The 26,940-nt window shown below is 61.0% G+C and carries 28 protein-coding genes; 23 read left to right on the forward strand and 5 right to left on the reverse strand.

Annotation, left to right across the window (positions count from 1 at the left end; genetic code table 11):
- Nucleotides 1-395 precede the first annotated feature (395 nt).
- The 3 genes from J3361_RS27855 (at nucleotide 396) to J3361_RS27865 (ending at nucleotide 2,180) form a co-directional block, all read left to right on the forward strand.
- Nucleotides 396-737: a hypothetical protein gene (locus J3361_RS27855; protein ID WP_013694243.1), complete on the forward strand. Its 342-nt coding sequence runs from the start codon at nucleotides 396-398 to the stop codon at nucleotides 735-737.
- Nucleotides 738-869: 132 nt separating this feature from the next.
- On the forward strand, nucleotides 870-1,358 hold the full coding sequence (locus J3361_RS27860) for a TIGR00645 family protein (RefSeq protein ID WP_014340287.1): 489 nt from the start codon (nucleotides 870-872) through the stop codon (nucleotides 1,356-1,358).
- Nucleotides 1,359-1,562: 204 nt separating this feature from the next.
- Complete coding sequence (locus tag J3361_RS27865; RefSeq protein ID WP_003205746.1) at nucleotides 1,563-2,180, forward strand: FKBP-type peptidyl-prolyl cis-trans isomerase; 618 nt, start codon at nucleotides 1,563-1,565, stop codon at nucleotides 2,178-2,180.
- 136 nt (nucleotides 2,181-2,316) lie between these two features.
- Here the strand turns inward: J3361_RS27865 and J3361_RS27870 are convergent, their stop codons facing one another.
- From J3361_RS27870 to J3361_RS27880, 3 genes are all read right to left on the reverse strand, one after another.
- Nucleotides 2,317-2,574, reverse strand: coding sequence for a hypothetical protein (locus J3361_RS27870; RefSeq protein ID WP_003205743.1), 258 nt, complete (start codon nucleotides 2,572-2,574; stop codon nucleotides 2,317-2,319).
- 206 nt (nucleotides 2,575-2,780) lie between these two features.
- On the reverse strand, nucleotides 2,781-3,122 hold the full coding sequence (locus J3361_RS27875) for a zinc ribbon domain-containing protein YjdM (protein WP_139649853.1): 342 nt from the start codon (nucleotides 3,120-3,122) through the stop codon (nucleotides 2,781-2,783).
- Nucleotides 3,123-3,331: 209 nt separating this feature from the next.
- A complete protein-coding gene (locus J3361_RS27880) occupies nucleotides 3,332-4,300 on the reverse strand; it encodes a polyprenyl synthetase family protein (RefSeq protein WP_207967248.1) in 969 nt (322 codons plus the stop codon).
- A gap of 239 nt (nucleotides 4,301-4,539) precedes the next feature.
- On the opposite strand from J3361_RS27880, the gene rplU reads away from it, so the two are divergent.
- The 6 genes from rplU to J3361_RS27910 all read left to right on the forward strand — a co-directional run bounded on the left by rplU (nucleotide 4,540) and on the right by J3361_RS27910 (nucleotide 10,791).
- Nucleotides 4,540-4,854 carry a 50S ribosomal protein L21 gene (gene rplU, locus J3361_RS27885; RefSeq protein ID WP_003176051.1) on the forward strand — a complete coding sequence of 105 codons (315 nt, stop codon included), beginning with the start codon at nucleotides 4,540-4,542 and terminating at the stop codon, nucleotides 4,852-4,854.
- A gap of 35 nt (nucleotides 4,855-4,889) precedes the next feature.
- Entirely contained in the window at nucleotides 4,890-5,147 is a 258-nt protein-coding gene (rpmA, locus tag J3361_RS27890) for a 50S ribosomal protein L27 (protein WP_003176049.1), read from the forward strand.
- 190 nt (nucleotides 5,148-5,337) lie between these two features.
- Nucleotides 5,338-6,561: an Obg family GTPase CgtA gene (gene cgtA / locus J3361_RS27895; protein WP_039593902.1), complete on the forward strand. Its 1,224-nt coding sequence runs from the start codon at nucleotides 5,338-5,340 to the stop codon at nucleotides 6,559-6,561.
- Between the two features lie 339 nt (nucleotides 6,562-6,900).
- A complete protein-coding gene (gene proB, locus J3361_RS27900; protein ID WP_030140287.1) occupies nucleotides 6,901-8,019 on the forward strand; it encodes a glutamate 5-kinase in 1,119 nt (372 codons plus the stop codon).
- 9 nt (nucleotides 8,020-8,028) lie between these two features.
- On the forward strand, nucleotides 8,029-8,484 hold the full coding sequence (locus J3361_RS27905) for a CreA family protein (RefSeq protein WP_003205733.1): 456 nt from the start codon (nucleotides 8,029-8,031) through the stop codon (nucleotides 8,482-8,484).
- Nucleotides 8,485-8,754: 270 nt separating this feature from the next.
- The gene (locus J3361_RS27910) at nucleotides 8,755-10,791 is read left to right on the forward strand and encodes a hypothetical protein (RefSeq protein WP_207967249.1); all 2,037 of its coding nucleotides are present in this window, start codon (nucleotides 8,755-8,757) and stop codon (nucleotides 10,789-10,791) included.
- Between the two features lie 225 nt (nucleotides 10,792-11,016).
- On the opposite strand, the gene rpsT is transcribed toward J3361_RS27910, so the two are convergent.
- A complete protein-coding gene (gene rpsT / locus J3361_RS27915; protein WP_003185593.1) occupies nucleotides 11,017-11,295 on the reverse strand; it encodes a 30S ribosomal protein S20 in 279 nt (92 codons plus the stop codon).
- Nucleotides 11,296-11,549: 254 nt separating this feature from the next.
- Here rpsT and murJ point away from each other — a divergent pair, with 254 nt between their 5' ends.
- The 6 genes from murJ to ispH all read left to right on the forward strand — a co-directional run bounded on the left by murJ (nucleotide 11,550) and on the right by ispH (nucleotide 19,019).
- The gene (murJ, locus tag J3361_RS27920) at nucleotides 11,550-13,088 is read left to right on the forward strand and encodes a murein biosynthesis integral membrane protein MurJ (RefSeq protein ID WP_207967250.1); all 1,539 of its coding nucleotides are present in this window, start codon (nucleotides 11,550-11,552) and stop codon (nucleotides 13,086-13,088) included.
- A gap of 129 nt (nucleotides 13,089-13,217) precedes the next feature.
- A complete protein-coding gene (ribF, locus tag J3361_RS27925; RefSeq protein ID WP_186709827.1) occupies nucleotides 13,218-14,156 on the forward strand; it encodes a bifunctional riboflavin kinase/FAD synthetase in 939 nt (312 codons plus the stop codon).
- Nucleotides 14,157-14,169: 13 nt separating this feature from the next.
- A complete protein-coding gene (ileS, locus tag J3361_RS27930; RefSeq protein WP_207967251.1) occupies nucleotides 14,170-17,001 on the forward strand; it encodes an isoleucine--tRNA ligase in 2,832 nt (943 codons plus the stop codon).
- Complete coding sequence (gene lspA / locus J3361_RS27935; RefSeq protein WP_207967252.1) at nucleotides 16,994-17,506, forward strand: signal peptidase II; 513 nt, start codon at nucleotides 16,994-16,996, stop codon at nucleotides 17,504-17,506. Before ileS ends, lspA begins: the two co-directional genes overlap by 8 nt.
- On the forward strand, nucleotides 17,499-17,936 hold the full coding sequence (fkpB, locus tag J3361_RS27940; RefSeq protein ID WP_030140281.1) for an FKBP-type peptidyl-prolyl cis-trans isomerase: 438 nt from the start codon (nucleotides 17,499-17,501) through the stop codon (nucleotides 17,934-17,936). Before lspA ends, fkpB begins: the two co-directional genes overlap by 8 nt.
- A 135-nt stretch (nucleotides 17,937-18,071) precedes the next feature.
- Nucleotides 18,072-19,019, forward strand: a complete 948-nt coding sequence (gene ispH, locus J3361_RS27945) for a 4-hydroxy-3-methylbut-2-enyl diphosphate reductase (protein WP_207967253.1) — start codon at nucleotides 18,072-18,074, stop codon at nucleotides 19,017-19,019.
- On the opposite strand, the gene J3361_RS27950 is transcribed toward ispH, so the two are convergent.
- The gene (locus J3361_RS27950) at nucleotides 18,973-19,512 is read right to left on the reverse strand and encodes a GspH/FimT family pseudopilin (protein WP_207967254.1); all 540 of its coding nucleotides are present in this window, start codon (nucleotides 19,510-19,512) and stop codon (nucleotides 18,973-18,975) included. The two genes, ispH and J3361_RS27950, sit on opposite strands and share 47 nt — an antisense overlap.
- A 276-nt stretch (nucleotides 19,513-19,788) precedes the next feature.
- Between J3361_RS27950 and J3361_RS27955 the strand changes: the two genes are divergently transcribed.
- The 8 genes from J3361_RS27955 to J3361_RS27990 all read left to right on the forward strand — a co-directional run bounded on the left by J3361_RS27955 (nucleotide 19,789) and on the right by J3361_RS27990 (nucleotide 26,925).
- Nucleotides 19,789-20,262 (forward strand): GspH/FimT family pseudopilin, encoded by a 474-nt coding sequence (locus J3361_RS27955; protein ID WP_207967255.1) that lies wholly within the window; start codon nucleotides 19,789-19,791, stop codon nucleotides 20,260-20,262.
- Nucleotides 20,259-20,720 (forward strand): type IV pilus modification protein PilV, encoded by a 462-nt coding sequence (gene pilV / locus J3361_RS27960; RefSeq protein ID WP_207967256.1) that lies wholly within the window; start codon nucleotides 20,259-20,261, stop codon nucleotides 20,718-20,720. Before J3361_RS27955 ends, pilV begins: the two co-directional genes overlap by 4 nt.
- The gene (locus J3361_RS27965) at nucleotides 20,717-21,430 is read left to right on the forward strand and encodes a prepilin-type N-terminal cleavage/methylation domain-containing protein (RefSeq protein WP_207967257.1); all 714 of its coding nucleotides are present in this window, start codon (nucleotides 20,717-20,719) and stop codon (nucleotides 21,428-21,430) included. Before pilV ends, J3361_RS27965 begins: the two co-directional genes overlap by 4 nt.
- Before the next feature lie 14 nt (nucleotides 21,431-21,444).
- Nucleotides 21,445-21,915 (forward strand): PilX N-terminal domain-containing pilus assembly protein, encoded by a 471-nt coding sequence (locus tag J3361_RS27970; RefSeq protein ID WP_186709848.1) that lies wholly within the window; start codon nucleotides 21,445-21,447, stop codon nucleotides 21,913-21,915.
- On the forward strand, nucleotides 21,902-25,003 hold the full coding sequence (locus J3361_RS27975; protein ID WP_207967258.1) for a PilC/PilY family type IV pilus protein: 3,102 nt from the start codon (nucleotides 21,902-21,904) through the stop codon (nucleotides 25,001-25,003). The genes J3361_RS27970 and J3361_RS27975 overlap by 14 nt, the downstream gene beginning before the upstream one ends.
- 11 nt (nucleotides 25,004-25,014) lie before the next feature.
- Nucleotides 25,015-25,413, forward strand: a complete 399-nt coding sequence (locus tag J3361_RS27980; RefSeq protein ID WP_207967259.1) for a type IV pilin protein — start codon at nucleotides 25,015-25,017, stop codon at nucleotides 25,411-25,413.
- A 56-nt stretch (nucleotides 25,414-25,469) separates the two neighbouring features.
- Nucleotides 25,470-26,570, forward strand: coding sequence for a glycine oxidase ThiO (gene thiO, locus J3361_RS27985; protein ID WP_207967260.1), 1,101 nt, complete (start codon nucleotides 25,470-25,472; stop codon nucleotides 26,568-26,570).
- Nucleotides 26,571-26,760: 190 nt separating this feature from the next.
- Complete coding sequence (locus tag J3361_RS27990) at nucleotides 26,761-26,925, forward strand: hypothetical protein (protein ID WP_207967261.1); 165 nt, start codon at nucleotides 26,761-26,763, stop codon at nucleotides 26,923-26,925.
- Nucleotides 26,926-26,940 lie beyond the last annotated feature (15 nt).

The following is a 26,940-nucleotide window of genomic DNA, read 5'->3' on the forward strand; positions in this document are numbered from 1 at the left end:
GAGGGGAGAACAACAAACAGAGACAAAAAAGGGGAGGAAAAAAAGGAGCGGACGAGGAGGGCGTAGGGGGAGACAAGGCGGGTTAGGGGAGATTGCGGGGTTAAGAAGTTGGTGGGGGGGGGGCGTCTGCGCAGGGGGGAGGGCGACCCACCCAAACAGTGGGGGGGGGCTGCTGCGCAGCCCAGCGGAAGCAAGCTCCCTCGCCACAAAAACCAGTAATAGTCACAGAACTGGCGTCAATATTCACACTATGACCGCTCGGCGCATTCTGGTCTCGAAACCCCGTGAGACCGGAACTTTTCTTCTATCCTCAGCTCAAGGATAACGAGAGTCATCATTGGATCGAAACAGCCTCCTCCCGAGACTGAATACCGGATCTACCGAGGGGCGCCGCCATGTCGCGCAACCTTTGCCTCACTCGTCAATGCCTGGGCCTTGTCACCCGTATCGAATGCGCCATCCGCCCGCTGGCGGGAGATACCGGTATGTGGACCTTGCTCTTCGCCGCCGGAATGGCGGGCGAACAACCCTCCGCCATCAAGGCCCAAGGGCCATTCCCCGGCCCGACTGCCGCCGAATCCATCCTCGATACCATTGTGCAAAGCTTGACCTTGCACGGTTATGAGCTGGCCGACGATCCGCAGATCTGGTCCTTGCACATGCAGGCCCAACTGCGTGAAATCAATGGAGGTCGTTGTCGCAACGTCGGCGGCTTCGAGTTTCGTCCGCTGCATTGAAGGCCGACGCCGCGCGAGCATTAGCAGTGAAGTTTTGACACGAGAGCGGGGATCAGGGACGGTCCCGGCATTTGTGGGGCCGGTCGTGGCTGATATACTCGCCGCGATTTTTCAGCCCTGGTGTGAGATTCAATGGAACGCTTTATCGAAAACGCAATGTACGCCTCCCGTTGGCTGCTGGCGCCGATCTACTTCGGGCTGTCCCTGGGCTTGCTGGCCCTGGCGCTGAAATTCTTCCAGGAAGTCTTTCACGTCATCCCCAACGTGTTTTCCATGGCCGAGTCCGACCTGATCCTGGTGCTGTTGTCGTTGATCGACATGGCGCTGGTGGGCGGCCTGCTGGTGATGGTGATGATTTCCGGCTACGAGAACTTCGTTTCGCAGCTGGATATCGCCGACGACAAGGAAAAGCTCAACTGGCTGGGCACCATGGACTCTTCGTCGCTGAAGATGAAAGTCGCCGCCTCGATCGTGGCCATTTCCTCCATCCACCTGCTGCGCATTTTCATGGACGCCAAGAACGTCGATCCCGAGCACCTGATGTGGTACGTGATCATCCACATGACTTTCGTGGTCTCGGCGTTTGCCATGGGTTACCTGGACAAACTGACCAAACACTGAGGTCCGTTCACCGCGCTGGCGCAACGCCCGTCTGTAGAATTGCAGGCGGGCGTTGTCGTTTCTGGCGGTTTGCTTTGACGCAGGGGGCTCGTCACCCGTGGTGGCATCTGTGCTAGTCTGCTCGCCCTTTTGGTTCCGGGCGCTCCGGGAGGCGCTGTGGCACACACGGCAACTCTCGAGCCGTCCGCACAGCGGAGCAGCATCATGTCCGAAGTTAACCTGTCCACCGACGAAACCCGCGTCAGCTACGGCATTGGCCGTCAGTTGGGCGACCAACTGCGCGACAACCCGCCACCGGGCGTGAGCCTGGACGCGATCCTGGCCGGCCTGACCGACGCGTTCGCCGGCAAGCCAAGCCGTGTGGGCCAGGACGAGATGTCCGCCAGCTTCAAGGTCATTCGTGAAATCATGCAAGCCGAAGCAGCCGCCAAGGCTGAAGCCGCTGCTGGCGAAGGCCGCGCGTTCCTGGCGGAAAACGCCAAGCGTGAAGGCATCACCACCCTGGCTTCCGGCCTGCAATTCGAAGTGCTGACCCAGGGTGAAGGCGCCAAGCCGACCCGTGAAGACCAGGTGCGTACCCACTACCACGGCACCCTGATCGACGGCACCGTGTTCGACAGCTCCTACGATCGCGGCCAGCCTGCTGAATTCCCGGTAGGCGGCGTGATCCCAGGCTGGACCGAAGCGCTGCAACTGATGAACGCCGGCAGCAAATGGCGCCTGTACGTGCCGAGCGAACTGGCTTACGGCGCTCAAGGCGTTGGCAGCATTCCACCGCACAGCGTGCTGGTGTTCGACGTCGAGTTGTTGGACGTACTGTAAGACTTTGCCTGGCCTAGCGCCGGGTAAATACATGTGGGAGCGGGCTTGCTCGCGAATGCGGGTTGTCAGTCGACTTTTTCGTTAACTGACACACTGCTTTCGCGAGCAAGCCCGCTCCCACACAGGGTTTGCTGCTTCATCCGTGGAACCTGCCGCTGAAATCACCCGTAGGGCGCAACGCCCGGGCATAGCAGAACAGGAACAGATTGCGCACCAGCTCCTTGAGCACCAACGGCTCACTGGAATTGAGGCTGTTGAGGTCCAGATCCCCCTGGTCCTGCAGCTCGTTCAAGGCTTCTTCTTCAAGCACCGCACAGACTTCCCCGGTTTCCCGATGCAGGATCCTGAGGTAGGGATGTGGGCGGTCCAGCCAGGCATCGATCAAATAAGTCATGGTTCTCATCTCCTTGATGGGTTCGATGAGAATAATTCTTATTCGCTAAATAGCAAGTCTCTATTGGCGTTGCGATTTTTTTTCTGACGATGGGTTGTGGTAGCTCAAGACGGCTGGCACTTGGCTAACACCCGGGAAATAGGGCTGAAGCGGGGGAGGGCGAAGCTCCATCCCACGCGCGGGGCATGGGATGGAATACAGCAGGATCAGACTTTTCTGACGAACTCGGATTTGAGTTTCATCGGGCCGATGCCGTCGATCTTGCAGTCGATGTCGTGGTCGCCGTCGCACAGGCGGATGTTCTTGACCTTGGTGCCGACCTTGACCACCAGCGAGGTGCCCTTGACTTTGAGGTCCTTGATCACGGTGATGGTGTCGCCGTCCTGCAGGACGTTGCCGACCGAATCTTTCTTCACGGTGTCGTCCGACGCCGCTTCAACTTCGCCGCTGGCGGACCATTCGTGGGCACACTCCGGGCAGACCAGTTGGGTGCCGTCTTCGTAGGTGTATTCGGAATTGCATTTCGGGCAGGGAGGCAACGTGCTCACTAAGGTTCCTTGGGTATCAGGAGGGCAAAAGGGCGCACATTATATAGGGTTTTGTTACGAGGAGGGTGGCGGCGCTTCGTGGTGAGGAGGATTTGTGGGAGCAAGGCTTGCCCGCGATGGGGCGATGCGATCCTCAGAAACCGAGTCGCCGGTATCGCGGGCAAGCCTTGCTCCCACACAAGCCTTGCTCCCACAAAAAGCCCTGTGTGTCAGTGCGTACGGGCGACCGCAAACTCGCTCAGCTCCACCAGCGCATCGCGGTATTCGCTGGCCGGCAGGGCATCGAGGCATCTGATCGCGCGGGCAACGTAGTCCCGGGCCAGTTTCGCGGTGTACTCCAGCGAGCCGGAGGCTTCGACTGCGGCACGGATGCTTTCCAGGTCTTCGATCCCGCCTTTCTGGATCGCCTGGCGGACCAGCGCCGCCTGCTCCGGCGTGCCCTCGCGCATGGTGTAGATCAGCGGCAGGGTCGGCTTGCCTTCGGCCAAGTCGTCACCGACGTTCTTGCCCAGGGTTTCGGCGTCGCCCTTATAGTCGAGCAGGTCGTCCACTAGCTGGAAGGCCACGCCCAGGTGATCGCCGAAGGTGCGCAGCGCTTCGCTTTGCTCGGCGCTGGCACCGGCCAGGGCAGCGGCGCTGTGGGTCGAGGCTTCGAAGAGCATCGCGGTCTTGCCGCGGATGACTTCCATGTAGGTTTCTTCGGTGGTGCTGGCATCGCGCACCTTGGACAGTTGCAGCACTTCGCCTTCGGCGATGATGCGCGTGGCCTGGGACAGGATTTTCATCACCGGCATCGAGCCCAGCTCGACCATCATTTCGAACGAGCGTGAATACAGGAAGTCACCTACCAGCACGCTCGGGGCGTTGCCCCACATGGCGTTGGCGGTCGAACGGCCACGGCGCATGCCGGACATGTCGACCACGTCGTCGTGCAGCAGGGTCGCGGTGTGCAGGAATTCGATGGTGGCGGCCAGCAGGCGCATGTCGTCGCCTTCGCGACCCAGGGCCTTGCCGCACAGCAGCACCAATAAAGGACGTAGGCGTTTACCGCCGGCCGAAGTGATGTAGTCGCCGATTTTCGATACCAGCGGCACTCGGGAAGTCAGCTGCTTCTTGATGATGCCGTCGACGGCACTAAAATCGTCCGCCACTGCGCGGTAGAAAGCTTGGGGTTGCATCAGCGACAGGCGCTCCAGAAGGGTTGCGCGGCATGCTAGGACCCACGTCCGCAGGTGTCAAGGCGCGATGGACGGCTACTTGCAAGGCTCCGTTGCCTTGCGTACAATCGCGCACCCTGAACTTCCTGGGCAGCACCTGCCTTACGCAATTGCATTTGGGCCTTCCAGCCCATGCAGCCATGCCAGCCAATACCTCTTCTTATAAAGCGCTGGGTGAGCAGGATTATCGGAGAAATACCATGTCGTACGCAGTAATTGTTACTGGTGGCAAGCAATACAAGGTCGCCCCAGGTGAATACCTGAAGATCGAAAAACTGGAAATCGCTACCGGCGAATCCGTGACTTTTGATCGCGTTCTGTTGGTCGCCAATGGCGATGACGTGAATATCGGCGCTCCAGTCGTTGCTGGCGCTACCGTTGTGGCTGAAGTGATCTCCCAAGGTCGTCACGATAAAGTCCGCATCATCAAGTTCCGTCGCCGTAAGCACCACATGAAGCGTATGGGCCACCGCCAGTGGTACACCGAGATCAAAATCACCGGTATTCAGGCTTAATTTCAGCCTAATTCCTCACTTGGAGAATTGAACTCATGGCACACAAAAAAGCTGGTGGTAGTACCCGTAACGGTCGCGACTCAGAAGCCAAACGCCTTGGCGTGAAGATGTATGGCGGCCAGAAAATCATTCCGGGCAACATCATCGTGCGTCAGCGCGGCACCCAATTCCACGCCGGTTACGGTGTTGGCATGGGTAAGGATCACACCCTCTTCGCGAAAATCGAAGGCGTGATCAAGTTCGAAGTAAAGGGCGCGTTCAACCGCCGTTACGTGAGCGTTGTCGCAGCTTAATTGCGAGATCGCTGGAAAAGCCCTGTCTTGCGACGGGGCTTTTTCGTTTGTGGGGTGAGTCTCTTGCAAAGCTGTTTGTATGGACTGTCGGCGCTGCGGTTGGGGCGTTTCATCGGGTCGCTGCGCTCATTTTTGCAAGAGTCTTATGTCTTGTTTTTTTGGCTCGTCCGTATGGCGAGAGGCGTGTGTCATGAAGTTTGTTGATGAAGTATCGATTCGAGTGAAGGCCGGCGACGGCGGCAATGGTTGCATGAGTTTCCGTCGGGAAAAGTTCATTGAAAACGGTGGCCCGAACGGCGGTGACGGGGGTGATGGCGGCTCGATCTACATGCTCGCCGACGAAAACCTCAACACCCTGGTGGACTACCGTTACACCCGGCACTTCGATGCCGAGCGTGGCTCCAACGGCGGCAGCACCGACTGCACCGGCAAGAAGGGCGAAGACCTGATCCTGCGTGTGCCGGTTGGCACCACGGTGATCGATTCGGCCACCCAGGAAGTGATCGGCGACCTGACCAAGGCCGGCCAGCGTCTGCTGGTCGCCCATGGCGGTTGGCACGGCCTGGGCAACACCCGTTTCAAATCCAGTACCAACCGTGCGCCGCGCCAGACTACGCCAGGCAAGCCGGGCGAGCAGCGTGACCTGAAGCTGGAAATGAAGGTGCTGGCCGACGTGGGCCTGCTGGGCCTGCCGAACGCCGGTAAAAGTACCTTCATTCGCTCGGTGTCCGCGGCCAAGCCGAAAGTGGCCGATTACCCGTTCACCACCCTGGTGCCGAACCTGGGCGTGGTCAGTGTCGACCGCTGGAAGAGCTTCGTGATCGCCGACATTCCGGGGTTGATCGAAGGCGCTTCCGAGGGCGCCGGCCTGGGGATTCGGTTCCTCAAGCACTTGTCCCGTACCCGTCTGTTGCTGCACCTCGTCGACATGGCGCCGCTGGATGAAACCAGTGCTGCCGATGCTGCCGAAGTCATCGTCAACGAGCTGACCAAGTTCAGCCCGGCCTTGGCCGAGCGCGACCGTTGGCTGGTGCTGAACAAGTGTGACCAGATCCTTGAAGAAGAGCATGAGGAGCGGGTCAAGGAAATCGTCGATCGCCTGGAGTGGGAAGGCCCGGTCTACGTGATTTCGGCCATCGCCAAGGAAAACACCGAGCGCCTGTGCCACGACATCATGCGGTACCTGGAAGATCGTGCCGACCGCCTGGCCAACGACCCGGCCTACAAGGAAGAGCTGGCCGAGCTCGACCAGCGCATCGAAGACGAGGCCCGTGCCCAGTTGCAGGCGCTGGACGACCAGCGTGCCCTGCGCCGCAGTGGCGTCAAGTCGGTCCATGACATCGGTGACGACGATTGGGACGAAGAAGATGTGGATGACGAGGACGGTCCGGAAATCATCTACGTCCGCGACTGATCGTGTGCTGATGCAAGCTGCTAGAGGTCAAAACCTGTGGGAGCGAATCCGTGGGAGCAAAGCTTGCTCGCGATAGCGATTTTACAGCCAGCAAAGGTGTTGGATGTGACGGCGTCATCGCGAGCAAGCTTTGCTCCCACAAGCTCGCCCCCCCACAGGGATTCTCAGGTGGCTGGCATGGGGCAGGTTTAACTGGTCCAGTGCGGTGTTATCATCGCTGCCAGCCGGTTTCCAAGGCGCCGCTCATTCGAGCGGCGTTTTGGTATCTGTAAAACGCAAATACGAATAATCCCATGGGCGGCGCTGGGTCGCGCCGTTCGCTGGCAAAGGTTGAAGATGATGCGGAGCAAGGTGACGGGTGCGCAGCGCTGGGTCGTGAAGATCGGCAGTGCACTGCTGACAGCGGATGGCAAAGGCCTGGATCGCCAGGCGATGGCGGTGTGGGTCGAGCAGATGGTGGCCTTGCATGAGGCTGGCGTCGAGCTGGTATTGGTCTCTTCCGGGGCGGTGGCTGCCGGTATGAGCCGCCTGGGCTGGACGTCGCGACCCAGCGCGATGCATGAGCTGCAGGCTGCCGCCGCCATCGGCCAGATGGGCCTGGTGCAGGCCTGGGAGTCGAGCTTTGCCGAGCATGGCCGCCACACGGCGCAGATCCTGCTGACCCATGACGACCTGTCCGACCGCAAGCGCTACCTCAATGCCCGCAGTACCTTGCGGGCGCTGGTGGAGCTGAAAGTCATCCCGGTGATCAACGAGAACGACACGGTGGTCACCGACGAGATCCGTTTCGGCGATAACGACACCCTGGCCGCGCTGGTGGCGAACCTGGTGGAGGCGGACCTGCTGGTGATCCTCACGGATCGCGACGGCATGTTCGATGCCGATCCGCGCAACAACCCCGATGCCAAACTGATCTACGAAGCCCGTGCCGACGACCCGGCGCTGGATGCGGTGGCGGGCGGCACGGGCGGTGCGCTGGGTCGTGGCGGTATGCAGACCAAGCTGCGTGCGGCGCGTCTGGCGGCGCGCTCCGGCGCCCACACCATCATTGTTGGTGGTCGGCTGGAGCGGGTGCTGGATCGTCTGAAGTCGGGCGAGCGCATTGGCACCTTGCTCTCCCCGGAGCGCGGCATGCTGGCGGCGCGCAAGCAGTGGCTGGCCGGGCACCTGCAAACCCGTGGCACCCTGGTGCTCGACGCCGGTGCCGTATCGGCCCTGTCCCAGGGCAACAAGAGCCTGCTGCCGGTGGGCGTGAAGCTGGTCCAGGGCAGTTTCCGCCGGGGCGAAATGGTCGTTTGCGTGGCGCCGGACGGTCGTGAGATCGCTCGCGGCCTGGCTAACTACAGCGCGCTGGAAGCGCAGAAAATCATCGGTCAGTCGTCTGATGCGATTGTCGGTCTGTTGGGTTATATGGCGGAGCCTGAACTGGTTCACCGTGACAACCTGATCCTCGTCTAAGGAAAAATCATGGGTTTGGCAAAAGGATTGATCGGCTTGCTGCTGGCTGTGCCGCTGCTGGCTTCGGCCGAGGAAATCGGCCAGGTGTCGACGGTGTTCAAGTTCGTCGGGCCGAACGACCGGATTGTGGTCGAGGCGTTCGACGACCCTAAGGTGGATGGCGTGACCTGTTACCTGTCGCGAGCCAAGACCGGCGGTGTAAAAGGCGGCCTGGGCCTGGCCGAGGATCGCGCCGAGGCGTCCATCGCCTGTCGCCAGGTCGGGCCCATCAGCTTCAAGGGTGAGCTCAAGGATGGCGAAGAGGTGTTCCGCGAACGCACTTCGCTGGTGTTCAAGACCATGCAAGTGGTGCGGTTCCTCGATAAGAAGCGCAATACCTTGGTGTACCTGGTCTACAGCGACCGGGTGATCGAAGGCAGTCCGCAAAATGCGGTGACCGCCATTCCGATCTTGCCTTGGCGTTAAGCCGCGACTGACGAGCGAGCCAGTCGGCTAATGCCGATCAGTTAAGTGGATGTGACGAGGAAACACATAAACCGTGGCGAGGGAGCTTGCTCCCGCTGGGTCGCGAAGCGGCCCTGTTTTGGGGCTGCTGCGCAGCCCAGCGGGAGCAAGCTCCCTCGCCACAGGATGATTGCCTGGCTTTATTTCGCTTAACTGGCGGGCATTAAGCCAGTCGGCTCGCTTTTTTAATGTCCATGGATGTCGTGGTGCTTTTGGCGCGAAGGGATTCGTATGCGTGCGTTTTTGCTGCTGTTTGTATTGAGTTGTTCTGTTTCCGTCGGAGCCCTGGCGGAGCCGTTTTATAGCGCCAAGCCCCTGGCCCATCCCCTGATAAAAAGCTCCCAGGAGAGTGGGGCGACGCTGGCGTTTATCCGCGAAGCGGAGGGTGTCGTCGGCTACTCATGCCTGTGTGATTCACCGGATGGCGTCCCGCAAGTGCTCGACCGGTATGGCGATGCGAGTGTCGAGTCGGTGTTCTACGCCAGCCTCGACAGTGATCTCCAGACGTTGGTGGTGCTGACTCGGGCAAAGGGGCAGTACGCCCTTCACGGTTATCGATTCGTGCCGTCCACCGGCATGTATCGCCGGCTTGAGACGCTTCAGCCGGTGCTGGATCGTATCGCCGCCAATCGCAAAGTCCTCAATGCCGCGCTGGTCCAGAAAGAGCTGGGCAAGTTGCCACCCTACGATTACAGCGCTGTGTGGCCCAGGACTGGTATCGCCGAGTTCGACACCGTGGAGCCTGCGGCTGGCACGCTGGTGGGCTACTTTGGTGTCGACGGTGTTCCGGCCTCAGCGGGGCAGCCGGCGGAGGACCCTCATCGTGATACCTACAAAAAGACCTTCGAGCAGCGCGAGGGGCGCTGGCTCACGCTGACGTATGAGCGGGTGCCGCCTCAGGACGAGGATGTGGGTTCTGCCTATCGTGTCAGCAGGATGGCTTGGGAAACCCGTCCAGAGGTGTACCAGGGTTCCGAGGATGGGGTGTGGGCGTTCATGGGTAATGGGCGGCTCTGGGCGCTGGGTTCGTATGCCCAGGGCAAGAGAGAGGGCAAGTGGACGGAGTTCGATGAGTCGGGCTACGCGTCCACGGGCGCCTATGCGAATGGATCGCGCCAGGGGGCGTGGGTCGTCCGTGATGGCGGCATGGTTTCCAAGGGTATGATCGTCGATGATTTCTATGAGGGGCGCTGGACGATCGAGGGGCAGGACGATGAGGGGCCGATGTCTGGCTTCGATACTTACAAGCACGGCGATTTTGACGGGCCTTCCGAGCGTGTGCGTCATGGCGAGGTGGTCCAGCGCGGCGACTTCGTGGCGGGGATGCAGCACGGGGATTGGATCATGCCGTGGGGGGAAGGGCGTTACGTGCAAGGTGTCCGCGAGGGCCGTTGGACATTGAAGGTGGAGGGTGGTGGCGTCCGGACCGTGGACTTTGCCGCCGACAAGATGCACGGCGAGTTGCGAGAAGTGGATGCCGCGGGGGTGTTGCGGCGGGTCGAGCACTACCGGGCGGGTGTATTGGATGGGTTGAAAGAGATCTATGCGGCGAATGGCAAGCTCACCTATTCGGCCCACTACGCCAATGGACAGATCGAAGGGCGGGCGCTGACCTACACGGATGACGGTGCCGTGCTGCTGTCGGATATCTCCTGGCGTTACGGTTCGCGAGAGGGCGCCTTTCGTCTCTATCACCCCAATGGCCAGCCCGATACGGTGGCAACGTACGAAAAGGATGAGCCCATTGGCAATGTGCAGTCATTCGACGCGAATGGGGTGTTGATCGCGGACCGCAACTATTGCCATGTGCCGGATGGGAAGTACACCCGCATCAAGTTGTGCGGCAAGCAGCGCGGAGCATTCAATAACGGCCACTTCGATTCCGAGAGTGACTACCTGTTCGGTAACGAGCAGAGTGCCCGCTATACCCAGGATGGGCGCAATGTGCGGGAGGTGTTGCTGGGGCCTGATGATCGTGTGACTCGCAAGGAGTACTACCCCAGCGGTCAGTTGAAGTCCTCCGAGGCCCGGCAGGGGTTCCGGCTGATAACGGTCTATGGGCGCGAATACAAGGACTATTCGTACGCCAAGCGCGAAGGCGAGACGGTCTATTACTACCCGACGGGTGTGGTCGAGCGCCGCATGACCTTCAAGGACGACAAGATAGTGGGGTGTTACACCGGCTACGATGAGGCGGGCGTACAGAACTTTCCACCGCCGGGAGGCTGCCCTCCGCCCAAGCCGGTGGTTTTTAATTTCGGCGAGTAGGGTTTCTGCTGGGGTTTGCAGGATTGAGCGTCGCCGCAGATCCAGGTTGTGGGAGCGGGCTTGCTCGCGAAGGCGGCTGCACAGCCAATATCAGTGCTAACTGACCCACCGCTATCGCGAGCGGGCTCGCTCCCACAGGGGTCGGTGGTCTAGTTGGGGGGGGGGGGTTAAATCGCAGGCAATAAAAAACCGACCCTGAGGTCGGTTTTTTAATGAGCGTGTCGCTTAGGCAGCAGCGGCAACGTTCAGGGCCTTTACGTGGCCATTCAGGCGGCTCTTATGGCGAGCAGCCTTGTTCTTGTGGATGATGCCTTTATCGGCCATGCGGTCGATAACTGGCACAGCCAGAACGTAAGCAGCTTGAGCTTTTTCAGCGTCTTTTGCGTCGATGGCCTTGACTACGTTCTTGATGTAGGTACGGACCATGGAACGCAGGCTGGCGTTGTGGCTGCGACGCTTCTCAGCCTGTTTTGCACGTTTTTTGGCGGAAGGTGTGTTGGCCACCGTCGAGCTCCTCGAAAGACTTTTTGGGAAATAGCAAACAAAATAGGCCGCGAATCATGCCGATGAGTTGAAGTCTTGTCAAGGGCGGGTGACGCGTTCCGCTGAATGGCAGGTGCTGCGCACCGAAGGATTTCTTTCCGGCGTGCGACCTGTAAACTCGCGGGCTTTGGCTCTGCACTGTTTAGCGGCGCGGAGTATCGCACAAGTGGGCGCGTTGTTCGCCTGCTGTTTATCGACAGGCAAAAACTCTTTTCATGAATCTGCTCAAATCGTTGGCCGCCGTCAGCTCTATCACGATGCTTTCCCGCGTCCTGGGGTTCGTTCGCGATACGTTGATCGCACGGATATTCGGCGCCGGGATGGCCACGGACGCCTTCTTCATCGCCTTCAAGTTGCCCAACCTGTTGCGACGGATCTTCGCCGAAGGCGCGTTCTCCCAGGCTTTCGTGCCGATCCTGGCGGAATATAAAAGCCAGAAAGGCGACGAGGCGACTCGCACATTCATTGCCTACGTCACCGGCCTGCTGACCTTGGTGCTGGCGCTGGTCACGGCCGCCGGCATGCTCGCCGCGCCCTGGGTAATCTGGGCCACGGCGCCGGGCTTTACCGATACCCCGGAAAAATTCCAACTCACCGCTGACCTGCTGCGGGTGACCTTTCCTTATATATTGCTGATTTCCCTGTCGTCCCTGGCCGGGGCGATCCTCAATACCTGGAACCGCTTTTCCGTGCCGGCCTTTGTGCCGACCCTGCTCAACGTCAGCATGATCGTGTTCGCGGTGTTCCTGACGCCTTACTTCGATCCGCCGGTAATGGCCCTCGGCTGGGCGGTACTGGTCGGCGGCCTGGCGCAACTGCTGTATCAACTGCCGCACCTGAAAAAGATCGGCATGCTGGTCCTGCCGCGGCTGAACCTGCGCGACAGCGGCGTGTGGCGGGTGATGAAGCAGATGTTGCCGGCGATCCTCGGGGTGTCGGTGAGCCAGATTTCCCTGATCATCAACACCATCTTTGCCTCGTTCCTGGTGGCCGGCTCGGTGTCGTGGATGTACTACGCCGATCGTCTGATGGAATTACCCTCCGGCGTGTTGGGCGTTGCCCTGGGCACAATCCTGCTGCCAACCCTGGCCAAGACCTACGCCAGCCAGGACCGCCACGAATATTCGCGGATTCTCGATTGGGGCCTGCGCCTGTGTTTCGTGCTGGTGCTGCCGTGTGCCCTGGCGCTGGGGATCCTCGCCGAACCGTTGACCGTCTCGTTGTTCCAGTACGGCCAATTCAGTGCCTTTGATGCCTTGATGACTCAGCGGGCACTGATCGCTTACTCGGTGGGTTTGCTCGGCATCATCGTGATCAAGGTGCTGGCCCCAGGGTTCTACGCCCAGCAGAACATCCGCACGCCGGTGAAGATCGCCATTTTCACCCTGGTGATGACGCAACTGTTCAACCTGCTGCTCATCGGCCCATTGGCCCACGCGGGCCTGGCCCTGGCGATCAGCGCCGGCGCTTGCCTGAACGCCGGGCTGCTGTTCTATCAGTTGCGCAAGCAGAAGATGTATCAGCCACAACCGGGCTGGGCCAAGTTCGGCCTCAAGCTGCTGGTGGCCGTGGCGGTGATGTCGGCGGTGTTGCTGGGGGCGATGCATTTCATGCCGGCCTGGGGCGAGGGGCAGATGCTCGAGCGTTTCCTGCGCCTGGGTGTGTTGGTGGTTGCCGGCGTGGTGGCGTATTTCGGCATGTTGCTGCTGATGGGGTTCCGTCTGCGCGACTTCAATCGCAAGGCCTTGAGCTGAGGGCGGGCCCTCGATAATCCCGGGGCGGGCAGTGGTTTTGTCGGTTCGATCAATTTGGGGTGCGGTGTTGCCTGTCGTCGGCCGCCGGGTGTGGTTATAATCGGCCACTTTATGAGCAAGAAGCGCGTTATGCAGCTGGTTCGAGGCCTCCACAACCTGCGCCCCCAGCATCGGGGCTGTGTCGCCACTATTGGCAACTTTGACGGTGTTCACCGTGGCCACCAGGCTATCCTGGCGCGGCTGCGCGAGCGTGCGCTGGAATTGGGCGTGCCCAGCTGCGTGGTGATCTTCGAGCCGCAGCCCCGGGAGTTTTTCGCCCCGGACACCGCCCCGGCCCGTTTGGCCCGGTTGCGGGACAAGCTGCAACTGCTGGCCGCCGAAGGCGTCGACCGGGTCCTGTGCCTGGCCTTCAACCAGCGCCTGAGCAAGCTCAGCGCCGCCGAATTCGTCGAGACCATCCTGGTGGACGGTCTCGATGTGAAACATTTGGAAGTCGGCGATGATTTCCGTTTCGGCTGCGACCGGTCCGGGGATTTCGATTATCTGCAGCAGGCCGGTATCGCCCAAGGGTTCACCGTCGAAGCGGCGCAGACCGTCGAGATGGATGGCTTGCGCGTCAGCAGCACCCAGGTCCGCAATGCCTTGGCGGCGGCCGACTTCGAATTGGCCGAGCGCTTGCTTGGCCGGCCGTACCGGATTGCCGGGCGGATCCTGCACGGGCAGAAACTGGCGCGCCAATTGGGCACGCCGACAGCCAACGTGCAGCTCAAGCGCCGTCGTGTGCCGCTGACCGGGGTGTTCCTGGTGAGTGTCGAGATCGACGGCAAGACCTGGCCCGGCGTCGCCAACATCGGCGTGCGACCCACGGTCCAGGGCGATGGCAAGGCCCACCTTGAAGTACATGTTCTGGATTTTGCCGGCGATCTGTATGACCGGCGTTTGACGGTGGTTTTCCACCATAAGCTGCGTGAAGAGCAGCGTTTTGCCTCCCTGGAGGCGCTCAAGACGGCGATCCATGCAGATATCGCCGCCGCCCGTGCCCTTGTCGCAACCAGCGCCAATCGCTAATGAAGAGCCTTAAATGACCGACTATAAAGCCACGCTAAACCTTCCGGACACCGCCTTCCCAATGAAGGCCGGCCTGCCTCAGCGCGAACCACAGATTCTGCAGCGTTGGGACAGCATTGGCCTGTACGGAAAGTTGCGCGAAATTGGCAAGGATCGTCCGAAGTTCGTCCTGCACGACGGCCCTCCGTACGCCAACGGCACCATCCACATCGGTCACGCGCTGAACAAGATTCTCAAGGACATGATCATCCGCTCCAAGACCCTGTCGGGTTTTGATGCGCCGTATGTCCCGGGCTGGGACTGTCATGGCCTGCCGATCGAGCACAAGGTCGAAGTGACCCACGGCAAGAACCTGGGCGCGGACAAGACCCGCGAGCTGTGCCGTGCCTACGCCACCGAGCAGATCGAAGGGCAGAAGTCCGAATTCATCCGCCTTGGCGTGCTGGGCGACTTCGCCAACCCGTACAAGACCATGGACTTCAAGAACGAAGCCGGCGAAATCCGTGCCCTGGCGAAAATCGTCGAGGGCGGCTTCGTGTTCAAGGGCCTCAAGCCGGTGAACTGGTGCTTCGATTGCGGTTCGGCCCTGGCCGAGGCGGAAGTCGAGTACGAAAACAAGAAGTCCTCGACCATCGACGTCGCGTTCCCGATCGCCGATGAAGACAAGCTCGCCGCCGCGTTCGGCCTGGGCAAGCTGGCCAAGCCCGCATCGATCGTGATCTGGACCACCACCCCGTGGACCATCCCGGCCAACCAGGCGCTGAACGTCCACCCGGAATTCAACTACGCCTTGGTCGACGTCGGCGACAAGCTGCTGGTGCTGGCCGAAGAGCTGGTCGAATCCTGCCTGGCCCGCTACAACCTCGAAGGTTCGGTGATCGCCACCGCCCCGGGGGCGGCGCTGGAGCTGATCAATTTCCGCCATCCATTCTATGACCGCCTGTCGCCAGTGTACCTGGCCGACTACGTGGAGTTGGGCGCGGGCACTGGCGTGGTTCACTCCGCGCCGGCCTATGGCGTCGACGACTTCGTGACCTGCAAGAAATACGGCATGGTCAACGACGACATCCTCAACCCGGTGCAGAGCAATGGCGTGTACACGCCGTCGCTGGAGTTCTTCGGCGGCCAGTTCATCTGGAAAGCCAACCCGGCCATCGTCGACAAGCTCACCGAAGTCGGCGCGCTGCTGCACACCACCGTCATCGAACACAGCTACATGCACTGCTGGCGCCACAAGACCCCGCTGATCTACCGCGCCACTGCGCAGTGGTTCATCGGCATGGACAAGCAGCCCACCAGCGGTGACACCCTGCGCCAGCGTTCGCTCAAGGCCATCGAGGAAACCCAGTTCGTGCCGGCCTGGGGCCAGGCGCGCCTGCACTCGATGATCGCCAACCGTCCGGACTGGTGCATCTCCCGCCAGCGCAACTGGGGCGTGCCGATCCCGTTCTTCCTGAACAAGGAAAGCGGCGAGTTGCACCCGCGCACCGTCGAACTGATGGAAGTCGTGGCCAAGCGCGTCGAAGCCGAAGGCATCGAAGCCTGGTTCAAGCTCGACGCCGCTGAACTGCTGGGCGACGAAGCGCCGCTGTACGACAAGATCAGCGACACCCTGGACGTCTGGTTCGACTCCGGCACCACCCACTGGCACGTGCTGCGCGGTTCGCACCCGATGGGCCACGAGACCGGCCCACGCGCCGACCTGTACCTGGAAGGTTCGGACCAACACCGTGGCTGGTTCCACTCGTCCTTGCTGACCGGTTGTGCCATCGACAACCACGCGCCGTACCGCGAGTTGCTGACCCACGGCTTCACTGTCGATGAGTCCGGCCGCAAGATGTCCAAGTCCCTGGGCAACGTGATCGCGCCGCAAAAGGTCAACGACACCCTGGGCGCCGACATCATGCGCCTGTGGGTGGCGTCCACCGACTATTCCGGCGAGATGGCCGTTTCCGAGCAGATCCTGCAGCGCAGCGCGGACGCCTACCGGCGAATCCGTAACACCGCGCGCTTCCTGCTTTCGAACCTGACCGGCTTCAACCCGGCCACCGACCTGCTGCCGGCCGAAGAAATGCTCGCCCTGGACCGTTGGGCCGTGGACCGTACCCTGTTGCTGCAACGCGAATTGCAGGAGCACTACGGCGAATACCGCTTCTGGAACGTCTATTCCAAGATCCACAACTTCTGCGTGCAGGAGCTGGGTGGTTTCTACCTCGACATCATCAAGGACCGCCAGTACACCACCGGCGCCAACAGCAAGGCCCGTCGTTCGTGCCAGACCGCGCTGTTCCACATCAGCGAGGCCCTGGTGCGCTGGATCGCACCGATCCTGGCATTCACCGCCGACGAGCTGTGGCAGTACTTGCCGGGCGAGCGCAACGACTCGGTGATGCTCAATACCTGGTACGAAGGCCTGACCGAACTGCCGCAAGGCTTCGAGCTGGACCGTGCGTATTGGGATCGCGTGATGGCAGTCAAGGCTGCGGTCAACAAGGAAATGGAAATCCAGCGGGCGGCCAAGGCTGTCGGCGGCAACCTCCAGGCCGAAGTGACCCTTTATGCCGAAGACGCCCTCGGTGCCGACCTGGCGAAGCTGGGCAACGAGCTGCGTTTCGTGCTGATCACCTCCACCGCCAGCGTTGCACCTTTCGTGCAGGCGCCGGCCGATGCGGTGGCCACTGAAGTCAGCGGCCTGAAGCTGAAGATCGTCAAGTCGAACCACACCAAGTGCGCCCGTTGCTGGCACTGCCGCGAAGACGTCGGCGTGAACCCGGAGCATCCGGAAATCTGCGGTCGTTGCGTGGACAACATCAGCGGTGCTGGCGAGGTTCGTCACTATGCCTAATGTGTCGGGCCGCTTCGGGCGGCTGGGCTGGCTCTGGTTGAGTGTGCTGGTCCTGGTCATTGACCAGGCCAGCAAGTACTACTTCGAGAACTCGCTGACGATGTACCAGCAGATCGTGATCATTCCCGATTACTTCAGCTGGACCCTGGCCTACAACACCGGGGCGGCGTTCAGTTTCCTGGCCGACAGCTCCGGCTGGCAGCGCTGGTTGTTCGCCCTGATCGCCATCGTGGTCAGCGCCGTGCTGGTGGTCTGGCTCAAGCGCCTGGGGCGCAATGAGACCTGGTTGGCCGTGGCGCTGGCCTTGGTGCTCGGTGGGGCCTTGGGCAACCTCTATGACCGTGTCGCCTTGGGCCACGTCATCGATTTCATCCTGGTGCATTGGCAGAATCGCTGGTATTTCCCGGCGTTCAACTTTGCCGACAGTGCCATCAGCGTGGGCGCGGTGATGCTCGCCCTGGACATGTTCAAGAGCAAGAAAACCGGAGAAGCCGTCCATGACTGAGCAGCGTATCGCTCAAAACACCGAAGTGAAGCTTCACTTCGCCCTGCACCTGGAAAACGGCGACACCGTCGACAGCACCTTCGACAAGGCCCCGGCGGTGTTCAAGGTCGGCGACGGCAACCTGTTGCCAGGCTTCGAAGCGGCGATCTTCGGGTTCAAGGCCGGCGACAAGCGCACCGTGGTCGTGCCACCGGAAAACGCCTTTGGTCAGCCCAATCCGCAAAACGTGCAGACCATGCCACGCTCCCAATTCCAAGACATGGAGCTGTCCGAGGGCCTGCTGGTGATCTTCAACGACGCGGCCAATACCGAATTGCCGGGCGTGGTGAAGGCTTTTGATGACGCCCAAGTGACTGTGGACTTCAACCATCCGCTGGCGGGCAAGACCTTGAACTTCGAAGTGGAAATCCTCGAAGTGAAGGCGGTTTAAGGTTTAACAGCAATTCCCGCTCCCACAATACCTGTGGGAGCGAGCCTGCTCGCGAAGGCTGAGTCACAGCCACCGTCGAGTTGACTGACCCACCGCATCGCGAGCAGGCTCGCTCCCACAGACACGAGGCACAGCATGCAAATCAAACTCGCCAACCCCCGTGGCTTCTGCGCCGGTGTGGACCGGGCGATCGAAATCGTCAACCGCGCCCTGGAAGTCTTCGGGCCGCCGATCTACGTGCGCCACGAAGTGGTCCACAATAAATTCGTCGTCGAAGACCTGCGCAGCCGCGGGGCGATTTTCGTCGAGGAACTGGACCAGGTGCCGGACGACGTCATCGTGATCTTCAGCGCCCACGGGGTTTCCCAGGCCGTGCGCAGCGAAGCTGCCGGCCGTGGCCTGAAGGTGTTCGACGCGACGTGCCCATTGGTGACCAAGGTGCACATCGAAGTGGCCCGCTACAGCCGTGACGGTCGTGAATGCATCCTGATCGGCCATGAAGGCCACCCGGAAGTCGAAGGCACCATGGGCCAATACGATGCCAGCAACGGCGGTGCGATCTACCTGGTCGAAGACGAGGAAGACGTGGCGGCCTTGCAGGTCCGCAACCCCGAGAGCCTGGCTTTCGTGACCCAGACGACCCTGTCCATGGACGACACCAGCCGCGTGATCGACGCCCTGCGTGCGCGTTTCCCGGCCATCGGCGGCCCGCGCAAGGATGACATCTGCTACGCCACCCAGAACCGCCAGGATGCGGTCAAGCAATTGGCCAACGAATGCGATGTGGTGCTGGTGGTCGGCAGCCCGAACAGCTCCAACTCCAACCGCTTGCGCGAGTTGGCCGAGCGCATGTCCACACCGGCCTACCTGATCGACGGTGCCGAGGACATGCAGCGCAGTTGGTTCGAGGGCGTCGAGCGCATCGGCATCACCGCCGGTGCGTCCGCGCCGGAAGTCCTGGTGCGCGGCGTGATCCAGCAATTGCAGGCCTGGGGCGCAACCGATGCCGATGAACTGTCCGGTCGCGAGGAGAACATCACGTTCTCGATGCCGAAAGAGCTGCGCGTCCGCTCCTTGCTTTGAGCCCTTTCTCGCACAGGGCCTGCTCGGTTTTGACGCTTTCCAGGCGAACACGGCCTGAGGGCGCCAATATCACTTGATGATGGCTGAGCGGCCCGCGTTTGGCGCAGACATGCAGCGTACCGGCTTGGAATGCGCCGCTGGGGTGCAGGGCTTCCCCCTGGCTGCCGAACCTCACCCTGCGTTTTACCGGCCCGTTGCCCATCACTCGGGCGTTTGCGCGGCGCTCCATCAGCACGGTCTTCTCCTTGTCGTCCAGGGTAATGCGCCAGCCCTGGCCCCAATCGTTGTCTATTCCCCTGAGCACGACCGTCCGGTTACGCATGATGGCTTCGCTGCGCGCGCTGCGCAGCCCGCTGATCAGCAACTGCGCGGTATCCTCGCGTTCGATGGACTCGATCAGCTCTTTGTAGCCCGCGCTGGCCCACGACAGAACAATTGCGGCAATTGCCAGTCCCATGAGCAGTTCGATCAGGCTGAAGCCCTGCTGATACATGATGTCTCCTCCCTGGAGAGTGTGAAGTGGCGCGATTGTGCAAAAAAACTCGGTGTGTGGCGCAAAGCACGTCGTGGCGAGGGAGCTTGCTCCCGCTGGGCTGCGCAGCAGCCCCGAATCAGCCTCCGCGGGATGTCAGGTCGGATAGTGATCGGCTTCATTGGGGCTGCTACGCAGCCCAGCGGGGATAAATCCCCACGCCACAGATTGCACACACCGCGGTGGTTTGTTCTAGCGTGTACAAGCAGGTATAGCCGACGGCAACGGAGGGCACCGATGGATCTTCGTACAAAAGGTTTCACGCTGATCGAGGTGCTGGTGGCCCTTGGCGTGTTGTTGATCCTGATCACCATGGCGGTGCCGTCATTCACCGGATCGCTGCAGAGCACCAAGGCCGACACCGAGATCGACGACTTGCGCCGGGCGCTGAACTTTGCCCGGATGACGGCGATCGACCGTGGTATCACCACGCGTATTCGCCCCACCGCCGAGGGCAACGTCTGGAGTGGCCAACTGACGGTGTATGACAGTACTGGCTCGTCGCCCAATATATTGCGGGTTGTTCCAGCAATGAGCAGCGGCGCGACTCTGACGCTAACCTCAGACGTGACCAGCATTGATTTCAACAATCTGGGCGGGCTATCGGCACCGGCCACGCCAGTGAGTTTCAATTATGTCCGAGGGGCGCAGAGCAGGACGCTGAGTGTTTGCCTCAATGGAAGAATCGTATTGGGTGGAAGTTGCGGATGAAGGGTTGCAGTAAAAGGAGACAGGGGGGCATGACCCTGATCGAGGTGCTGGTGGCGGTGCTGATTCTCGGCGTCGGCTTGCTGGGGGCGGCGATGATCCAGCTCAATGCGCTCAAGTACACCGACAGTTCGCGCATGACCAGCCAGGCCAGCTTCATTGCCTACGACCTGCTGGACCGCATTCGCGCCAACTCCGCCGCCGACTACACCATCACGCCGCCCAGCTCGCCGAACCTCAACGTGGCCCGCGACCAGGACCTTTATGATTTCCAGACCAATATCGTCGCCTTTGGCGGCGCCACGGCCACGGGCACCGTTGCGCTGAACCAGCGGGTCTACACCATCACCATTTCCTGGGACGACGCCCGGGCCGCCAACACCACCGACGCCGCCGAGGCGCGACGCAGCTTTGTCCTGACCAGCCGCGTCGCTGTCGACCCGCCGGGGACGCCGCCATGAACAGGCGTAGCCGGGGATTCGGCCTGATCGAATTGATGATCGCGCTAGTGCTCAGCCTGATTGTCGTGCTGGGGGTCGTGCAGATCTTCATCGCCGCCAAGAATACCTACGTCAGCCAGAGCGCCGCCGCGGTGATGCAGGAGGACGCACGGTTTGCCTTGAGCAAAATGGTCCAGGAAATTCGCATGGTGGGGATGTTCGGTTGTTTGGCGACCATCATCGATGCCTCAACGGATAACAGTTTCGCTGTCAGCCAGACCACGCCAATCCGTTGGGACAACGCCAACCGGAGGTTGACCCTGGTCACCGCCGACATAGGCAGTGGCGGTAACGCCCCAACCTGGACCGTTGTCTCAGATTGCCGTACCTCGGCGACGGCCTATTCCAATGCGCGGTTACCGGCGGCGGGGCAGATAGCGTTTCCGATTCGCCGACTGGTCTACAGCTTCAATAACAACCAATTGATGCTGGGCAGCGGCACCGGCAATCCGACCCTGTACGTGCTGGTGGATAACGTGCGGGCGTTCGACGTGATGTTCGGCGTGGCCGGTAGCGCGACGGACATCGCGGCCTCGAGCTACACCAGCAACCCGGCTGACCCGGCGCTGATCCGCAGCGTACGCCTGAGCCTGACGCTTTTTGATCCGAGGAATGCGGTGCGCGAGCAGACCTTCAATGTCGTTGCCGCGTTGCGCAACCGACTGCTATGAAGGAGACGACTTCGATGGGGCACGTGCATCGCCAGCGTGGCATGGCCTTGTTGGTCAGCCTGGTTTTTCTGTTGCTGCTGACGTTGATCGGGTTGTCGTCGATGCAGAGCGCCACCCTCCAGGAAAAAATGACCAGCAGCGTCATGCAACGCAACCAGTCCTTCCAGATGGCCGAGGCGGCGCTGAGGGTCGGGGAAAGCGCGGTGCAGGTCGAAACGTATTCATTGCCGATGTGCACCACTGCGACCCAGTGCGCGCCACCGGACGAGTCGAAGACGCTGACTGTGGCGGGGCGCGACTCAAGATCGGGAGTACTCTGGGTTGCCGCCGCCGGTGGGTTTTATGGCGTGCAGAACATCGGCACGACACTCACGGCGGTCAATGTGCCGGTCAATACGTCGGCAACGCTGTACCGGATCACGGCGGTAGCGGTGGTGGGCAATAACCAGCGCAGCGTGGTGGAGAGCATCTATGCGAAATATTAGGGCGCTTCGCAGAGGGTGGCAGGTGTTGCGGGGCGCGGTACTGAGCCTTTACCTGGCGGCGCCGGCCTATGCATTCACGCCTTCGGATTCGCCCTTGCTGAGTGCCGCCGCCGTCACGCCGAACGTGATGCTGCTGATCGATGATTCGGGGAGCATGAACAACATCATTTGGGCGGCGGGGTTTGATCCGACCGCAACGCAAACGCGCACATTTGCGTGCAGCGCCAGTAACAACTGCAACGATAGGTATGAGCTGGACCCGGACGACTCCAACATCCTGCTGTTGAGCCTGTTGCGTGGCGGCTGCTCGTCTGGCTGGTATGGTTTCTATCGACCCAGTATTGGGCGGATCTGCCTACGGCTGCCGGACCCTGTAGGGAACGGCGATACTCGTTACACCGCTAAATACCTGGCGTATCTGGTGACCCTGGCCAACGGTTCGAGCCGGGACTTCACCACGGGCACCATTCCCAGGGATTATCGGATCAACGTCGCGCGGGATGTCTCCAACGACCTGGTCGCCAACAACCGTGCACTACGCATCGGTCTCGCCACCTTCAACCCACCCAGCTTCAGCAACAACGGCCCTGGGGGCTACATTGCCCGTGCTGTTAGCGACCTGTCGCCGGTCAGTGGCAGCGTGACCCAGACCCAGGCCAACAGTAACTACAGCGCCCTGATCAACGCCATCAATGGGTTGGGCGCCGTCGCGAATACGCCATTGGCCGAGAGCTATTACGAAGTCACCCGCTATTTCAGGGGCATGGCGCCTTTTTACAATGGAACGCCCGCCACCTACACCAGCCCGATCCAGTACCGTTGCCAGAAGAACTTCGGCGTTGTGATCACCGATGGTTTGCCCACCTATGATCGAACGTTTCCCAGCAACGACCCGCTGGGCCTGTCCCGCCTGCCGAACTGGGATGGCATCAGCAGCAACGATGGCAACAATCCCAGCGGCGATAGCGAAGGCGACACGCTTTACCTGGACGACATCGCCAAGTTCGCCTTCGACATCGACATGCGCTCCACCGGCACCGACGCCACCGGCAAGAGCTGGAACAGCGTGGATTTTCCTCGGCAGTACCTCAATACCTATACCGTAGGATTTGCCGTCACCAACCAGATGTTGTCCGACGCCGCCCGTTACGGGGCGGGCAAGTATTATCCGGCGAGCGACAGCGAAGGCCTGAATTCGGCGCTGTCGTCAGCCCTGAGTGATATCACTTCCAAAGCGGGCTCCGGGGGCGGCGGCACCACTAACGCCGCCACATTGTCGAGCACCTCCAGTTACTACCAGACCACTTATGACCCCAAGGACTGGCGCGGAACTATCCGTGCGTTCGGCTTCACGTCGGCGGGCACGGTCAACACGGCAGCGGTGCAATGGACCACCGACACCGCCATCGTGCCCGGCGCCACGGCACCGATCTATCAATCCTGGAACACGGCGACCAACGTGCCGGTGACCCTGGCCTACGCTAATTTTTCGCCGGCCCAGCAAACCAGCCTCAGCCAGAACCTGCCCACGGGGATCACCGGCAATGACTTGGTGGAGTGGAGCAAGGGCGTCAACAAGACTGGCCTGAAGGTGCGCAGCGCATTATTGGGCGACATCATCAATTCGCCGTTGGTGCTGGCATCGCCCAATGACCAGACCGCTGCGGACCTGCTCAACGACACCAGCTACAGCACCTACCTGGCGACCAAGGCGACGAACATGAGCACCAGCCTGGTGGTGAATGGCAACGATGGTTTCTTCAGTGTCATCAACAGCGCAAACGGCACGCGGCGTTACGCCTACATGCCTTCGAACGTGCTGCCCTCGTTGCAGGACATTGCCGACATCAACTACATCAACGGCGTGAGCCACAAATTCCTCGTGGATGGACAGATCGGTGTATTCGACGTGCAGTCGGGGAGCGCCTGGAAGACCGTGGCCGTGGGTGGCACCGGGGCCGGGGGCAAGGTGTTCTATGGGGTCCAGCTGTTCGATGCGGCGGCCGGCAATGCGTATCGGGCGTTGTGGCAAATCAGTGCGCCAACCGTCGCCAACACGGCCAATGCCTTCAATGACTTGGGCTATGCCTACGCGCGCCCTGAAGTCGCGCGGCTGGCGGACGGTCGTTGGGCGGCGTTCATCGCCAATGGCTACGGCAGCAATACGGGTGTGGCGGCGTTGTACGTGGTGGATATCCGCGATGGTTCGCTGATCCGCAAAATCGTCATCAACAGCAGCGAAACTGATAACGGCCTGTCGTCGGTCAAGCTGCGGGTCAACTCGCAGAATATAGTGCAGACCGCGTACGGTGGTGACTTGAAGGGACGGATGTGGAAGTTCGACCTCAGCGGCACTTCACCCACGGCGTGGGGCCTGGCGTTTGCTGGGCAACCGTTGTTCACCGCACCCGGCGGCGCGACCCAGCCGATCACTGTGCAGCCCCTGCTGGCAGACAATCCCCAAGGCGGCACCCAGGTGTTTTTTGGCACCGGCAAGTTCAACGAAGCGGCCGACAAGCTCAACAAGGATTTGCAGGCGTTCTATTCGATCTGGGACGCCACGGGCGGCGCGGGGCAAATTACCGTGTCGAGCCTGCAGGCCCAGTCGATCACCGGGGTGTTTTCCGGCAGCACCGGGCAGTTCGTCACCACCAGCCAGAGCGACGTGACGTATCCTGCGCAAAAGGGCTGGTACCTGCCCTTGGTGTACAACAATGTGCTGACCGGGGAGCGGGTCATCAACCCGGCCAGCCTCGTGCTCGGGCGTGTGGTCTTTACCACGGCCGCCGTGGACACCACTGACCCTTGCGCCAGCTTCGGCACTGGCAAACTGATCGAATTGGATGCGTTCAACGGTAAGATGCTCAACTATGCGGTACTCGATACCAACAACGATGGTTCGCTCACCAGCCTCGATACCATTTCCGCTGGCGTGGTGTTCACGGGCGGCATCCCGACACTGAGCGCCGTCGTCAGCGCCAACGGGGCCACCAATATGATCGTCAACGACTCCGGTGGTGGTATCACCGACCTGCTGGGCAAAACCGTCGGCGGCAGCCGCCGTATCATGTGGCGGCAGATACAATGAGGGAGCAAGGCATGCGCAGATCCAACCGGGGTTTCACCTTGATCGAAATCATGATCGTGATCGCGATCATCGGTATCCTGATCACCGTCGGCTATCCGAGCCTGACCGAGTATATGAAGAAGGGGCGACGGGCCGAGATTGCCGGGCTTTTGTCGGAGCAGGCGCAAATTCTTGAGCGCTACTATTCGAAGAACAACCGCTACACCGATGCGACTGGTCTGAGCAGCGGCAACGATTTCTACACCATTAACTTGGTACCAACGGACCAGAGCTTCACCCTGACCGCTGTGCGCAAGAGCGGCTCGTCCATGGCGACGGACAAATGCGGTGACTTCAAAATCACCAATACCGGCGTACGCAGCGTGGAAAATGCTACTGGGGTGACTGCCAAGGATTGTTGGGGGCGCTGAGTTTCTTTTATCCGGGCGCGCTTTATGCGCCCTTTGTTTGTGAGTCGAATCAGAACATGACCAGGCAACAGCAAGTGGTGATTGTCGGTGGCGGAGTCATCGGCCTGCTGACGGCGTTCAATCTGGCGTCCGAAGGGCAACGTGTGGTGCTGCTGGACCGTTCCAGTGTCGGCCAGGAATCGTCCTGGGCCGGCGGTGGCATCGTTTCGCCGTTGTACCCCTGGCGCTATAGCCCGGCGGTCACGGCGCTGGCCCATTGGTCGCAGGATTTTTATCCACAGCTGGGCGAGCGTTTGTTCGCCGCTACCGGAATCGATCCGCAAGTGCATGTGACCGGGTTGTATTGGCTGGATCTGGACGACCAGGACGAAGCGCTGGCCTGGGCCAAGCGGGAAGGGCGCCCGCTACGGGCTGTGGATATCTCTGCGGTTCATGATGCGGTGCCGGTGCTGGGCGCGGGTTTTTCCCGGGCGATCTACATGGCTGACGTGGCCAACGTGCGTAATCCCCGATTGGTAAAGTCCCTCAAGGCTGCGTTGCTGGCGATGCCGAACGTCACGCTGCATGAGCAGTGCGAAGTCAGCGGGTTCATTCGCGACGGTGGGCGTGTGGTGGGCGTGCACAGTTTTGTCGGTGAAATTCGTGGCGATGAGGTGGTTCTGGCCGCCGGTGCCTGGAGTGGCGAGTTGCTCAAGACCTTGGGCTTGAAGTTGCCGGTCGAGCCGGTCAAGGGCCAGATGATTTTGTACAAGTGCGCGTCGGATTTTCTGTCGAGCATGGTTTTGGCCAAGGGGCGTTACGCCATTCCGCGGCGTGATGGGCATATCCTGGTGGGCAGTACGCTGGAGCGTGAAGGTTTCGACAAGACGCCGACTGAGGTTGCTTTGGAGAGCCTGAAGGCTTCGGCGCAGCAGCTGATTCCGGCGTTGGCGGGTGCCGAGGTGGTGGGGCATTGGGCTGGGCTGCGGCCTGGGTCGCCTGAAGGTATTCCCTATATCGGCGAGGTGCCGGGGATTGCAGGGCTTTGGCTGAACTGTGGGCATTATCGCAATGGCTTGGTGTTGGCGCCGGCTTCGTGTCGGTTGTTTACGGATTTGATGTTGGGGCGTGAGCCGGTGATTGACCCTGTGCCTTATGCGCCGGCGGGGCGGTTGTAAGGTTTTATAATCCGATCCAAATTGTGGGAGCGAGCCTGCTCGCGATGGCGGTTTGATTGAGTACATATCCATTTCTGCGGTAACGGCTACTTAGGGTTCCGCCCTTACGGCGGCTCACTTTTTTTCAAACGCCAAAAAAAGTAAGCAAAAAAGGCTTGCCCCACCACTCGGTGCCTCGTTTAGGCTCGGCATGCCCTCACTCCGGCATTGCTCCGTGGGCCGCCGCGAAGGGCCGTCCATGGCCCAGCGCGGCTATCCCGGCATCCATGCCGGGATGCCCACGGATCAATGCCTGCGTTCGGCCAGCGTGGTTAACGGGGCGCCCGAGATCAACGTCCGCCCCGAGGCGGCCTAGTAGCCGACCTGGTTC

This window comes from Pseudomonas sp. OA65, assembly GCF_017498305.1.
Classification (GTDB): domain Bacteria; phylum Pseudomonadota; class Gammaproteobacteria; order Pseudomonadales; family Pseudomonadaceae; genus Aquipseudomonas; species Aquipseudomonas zanjanensis.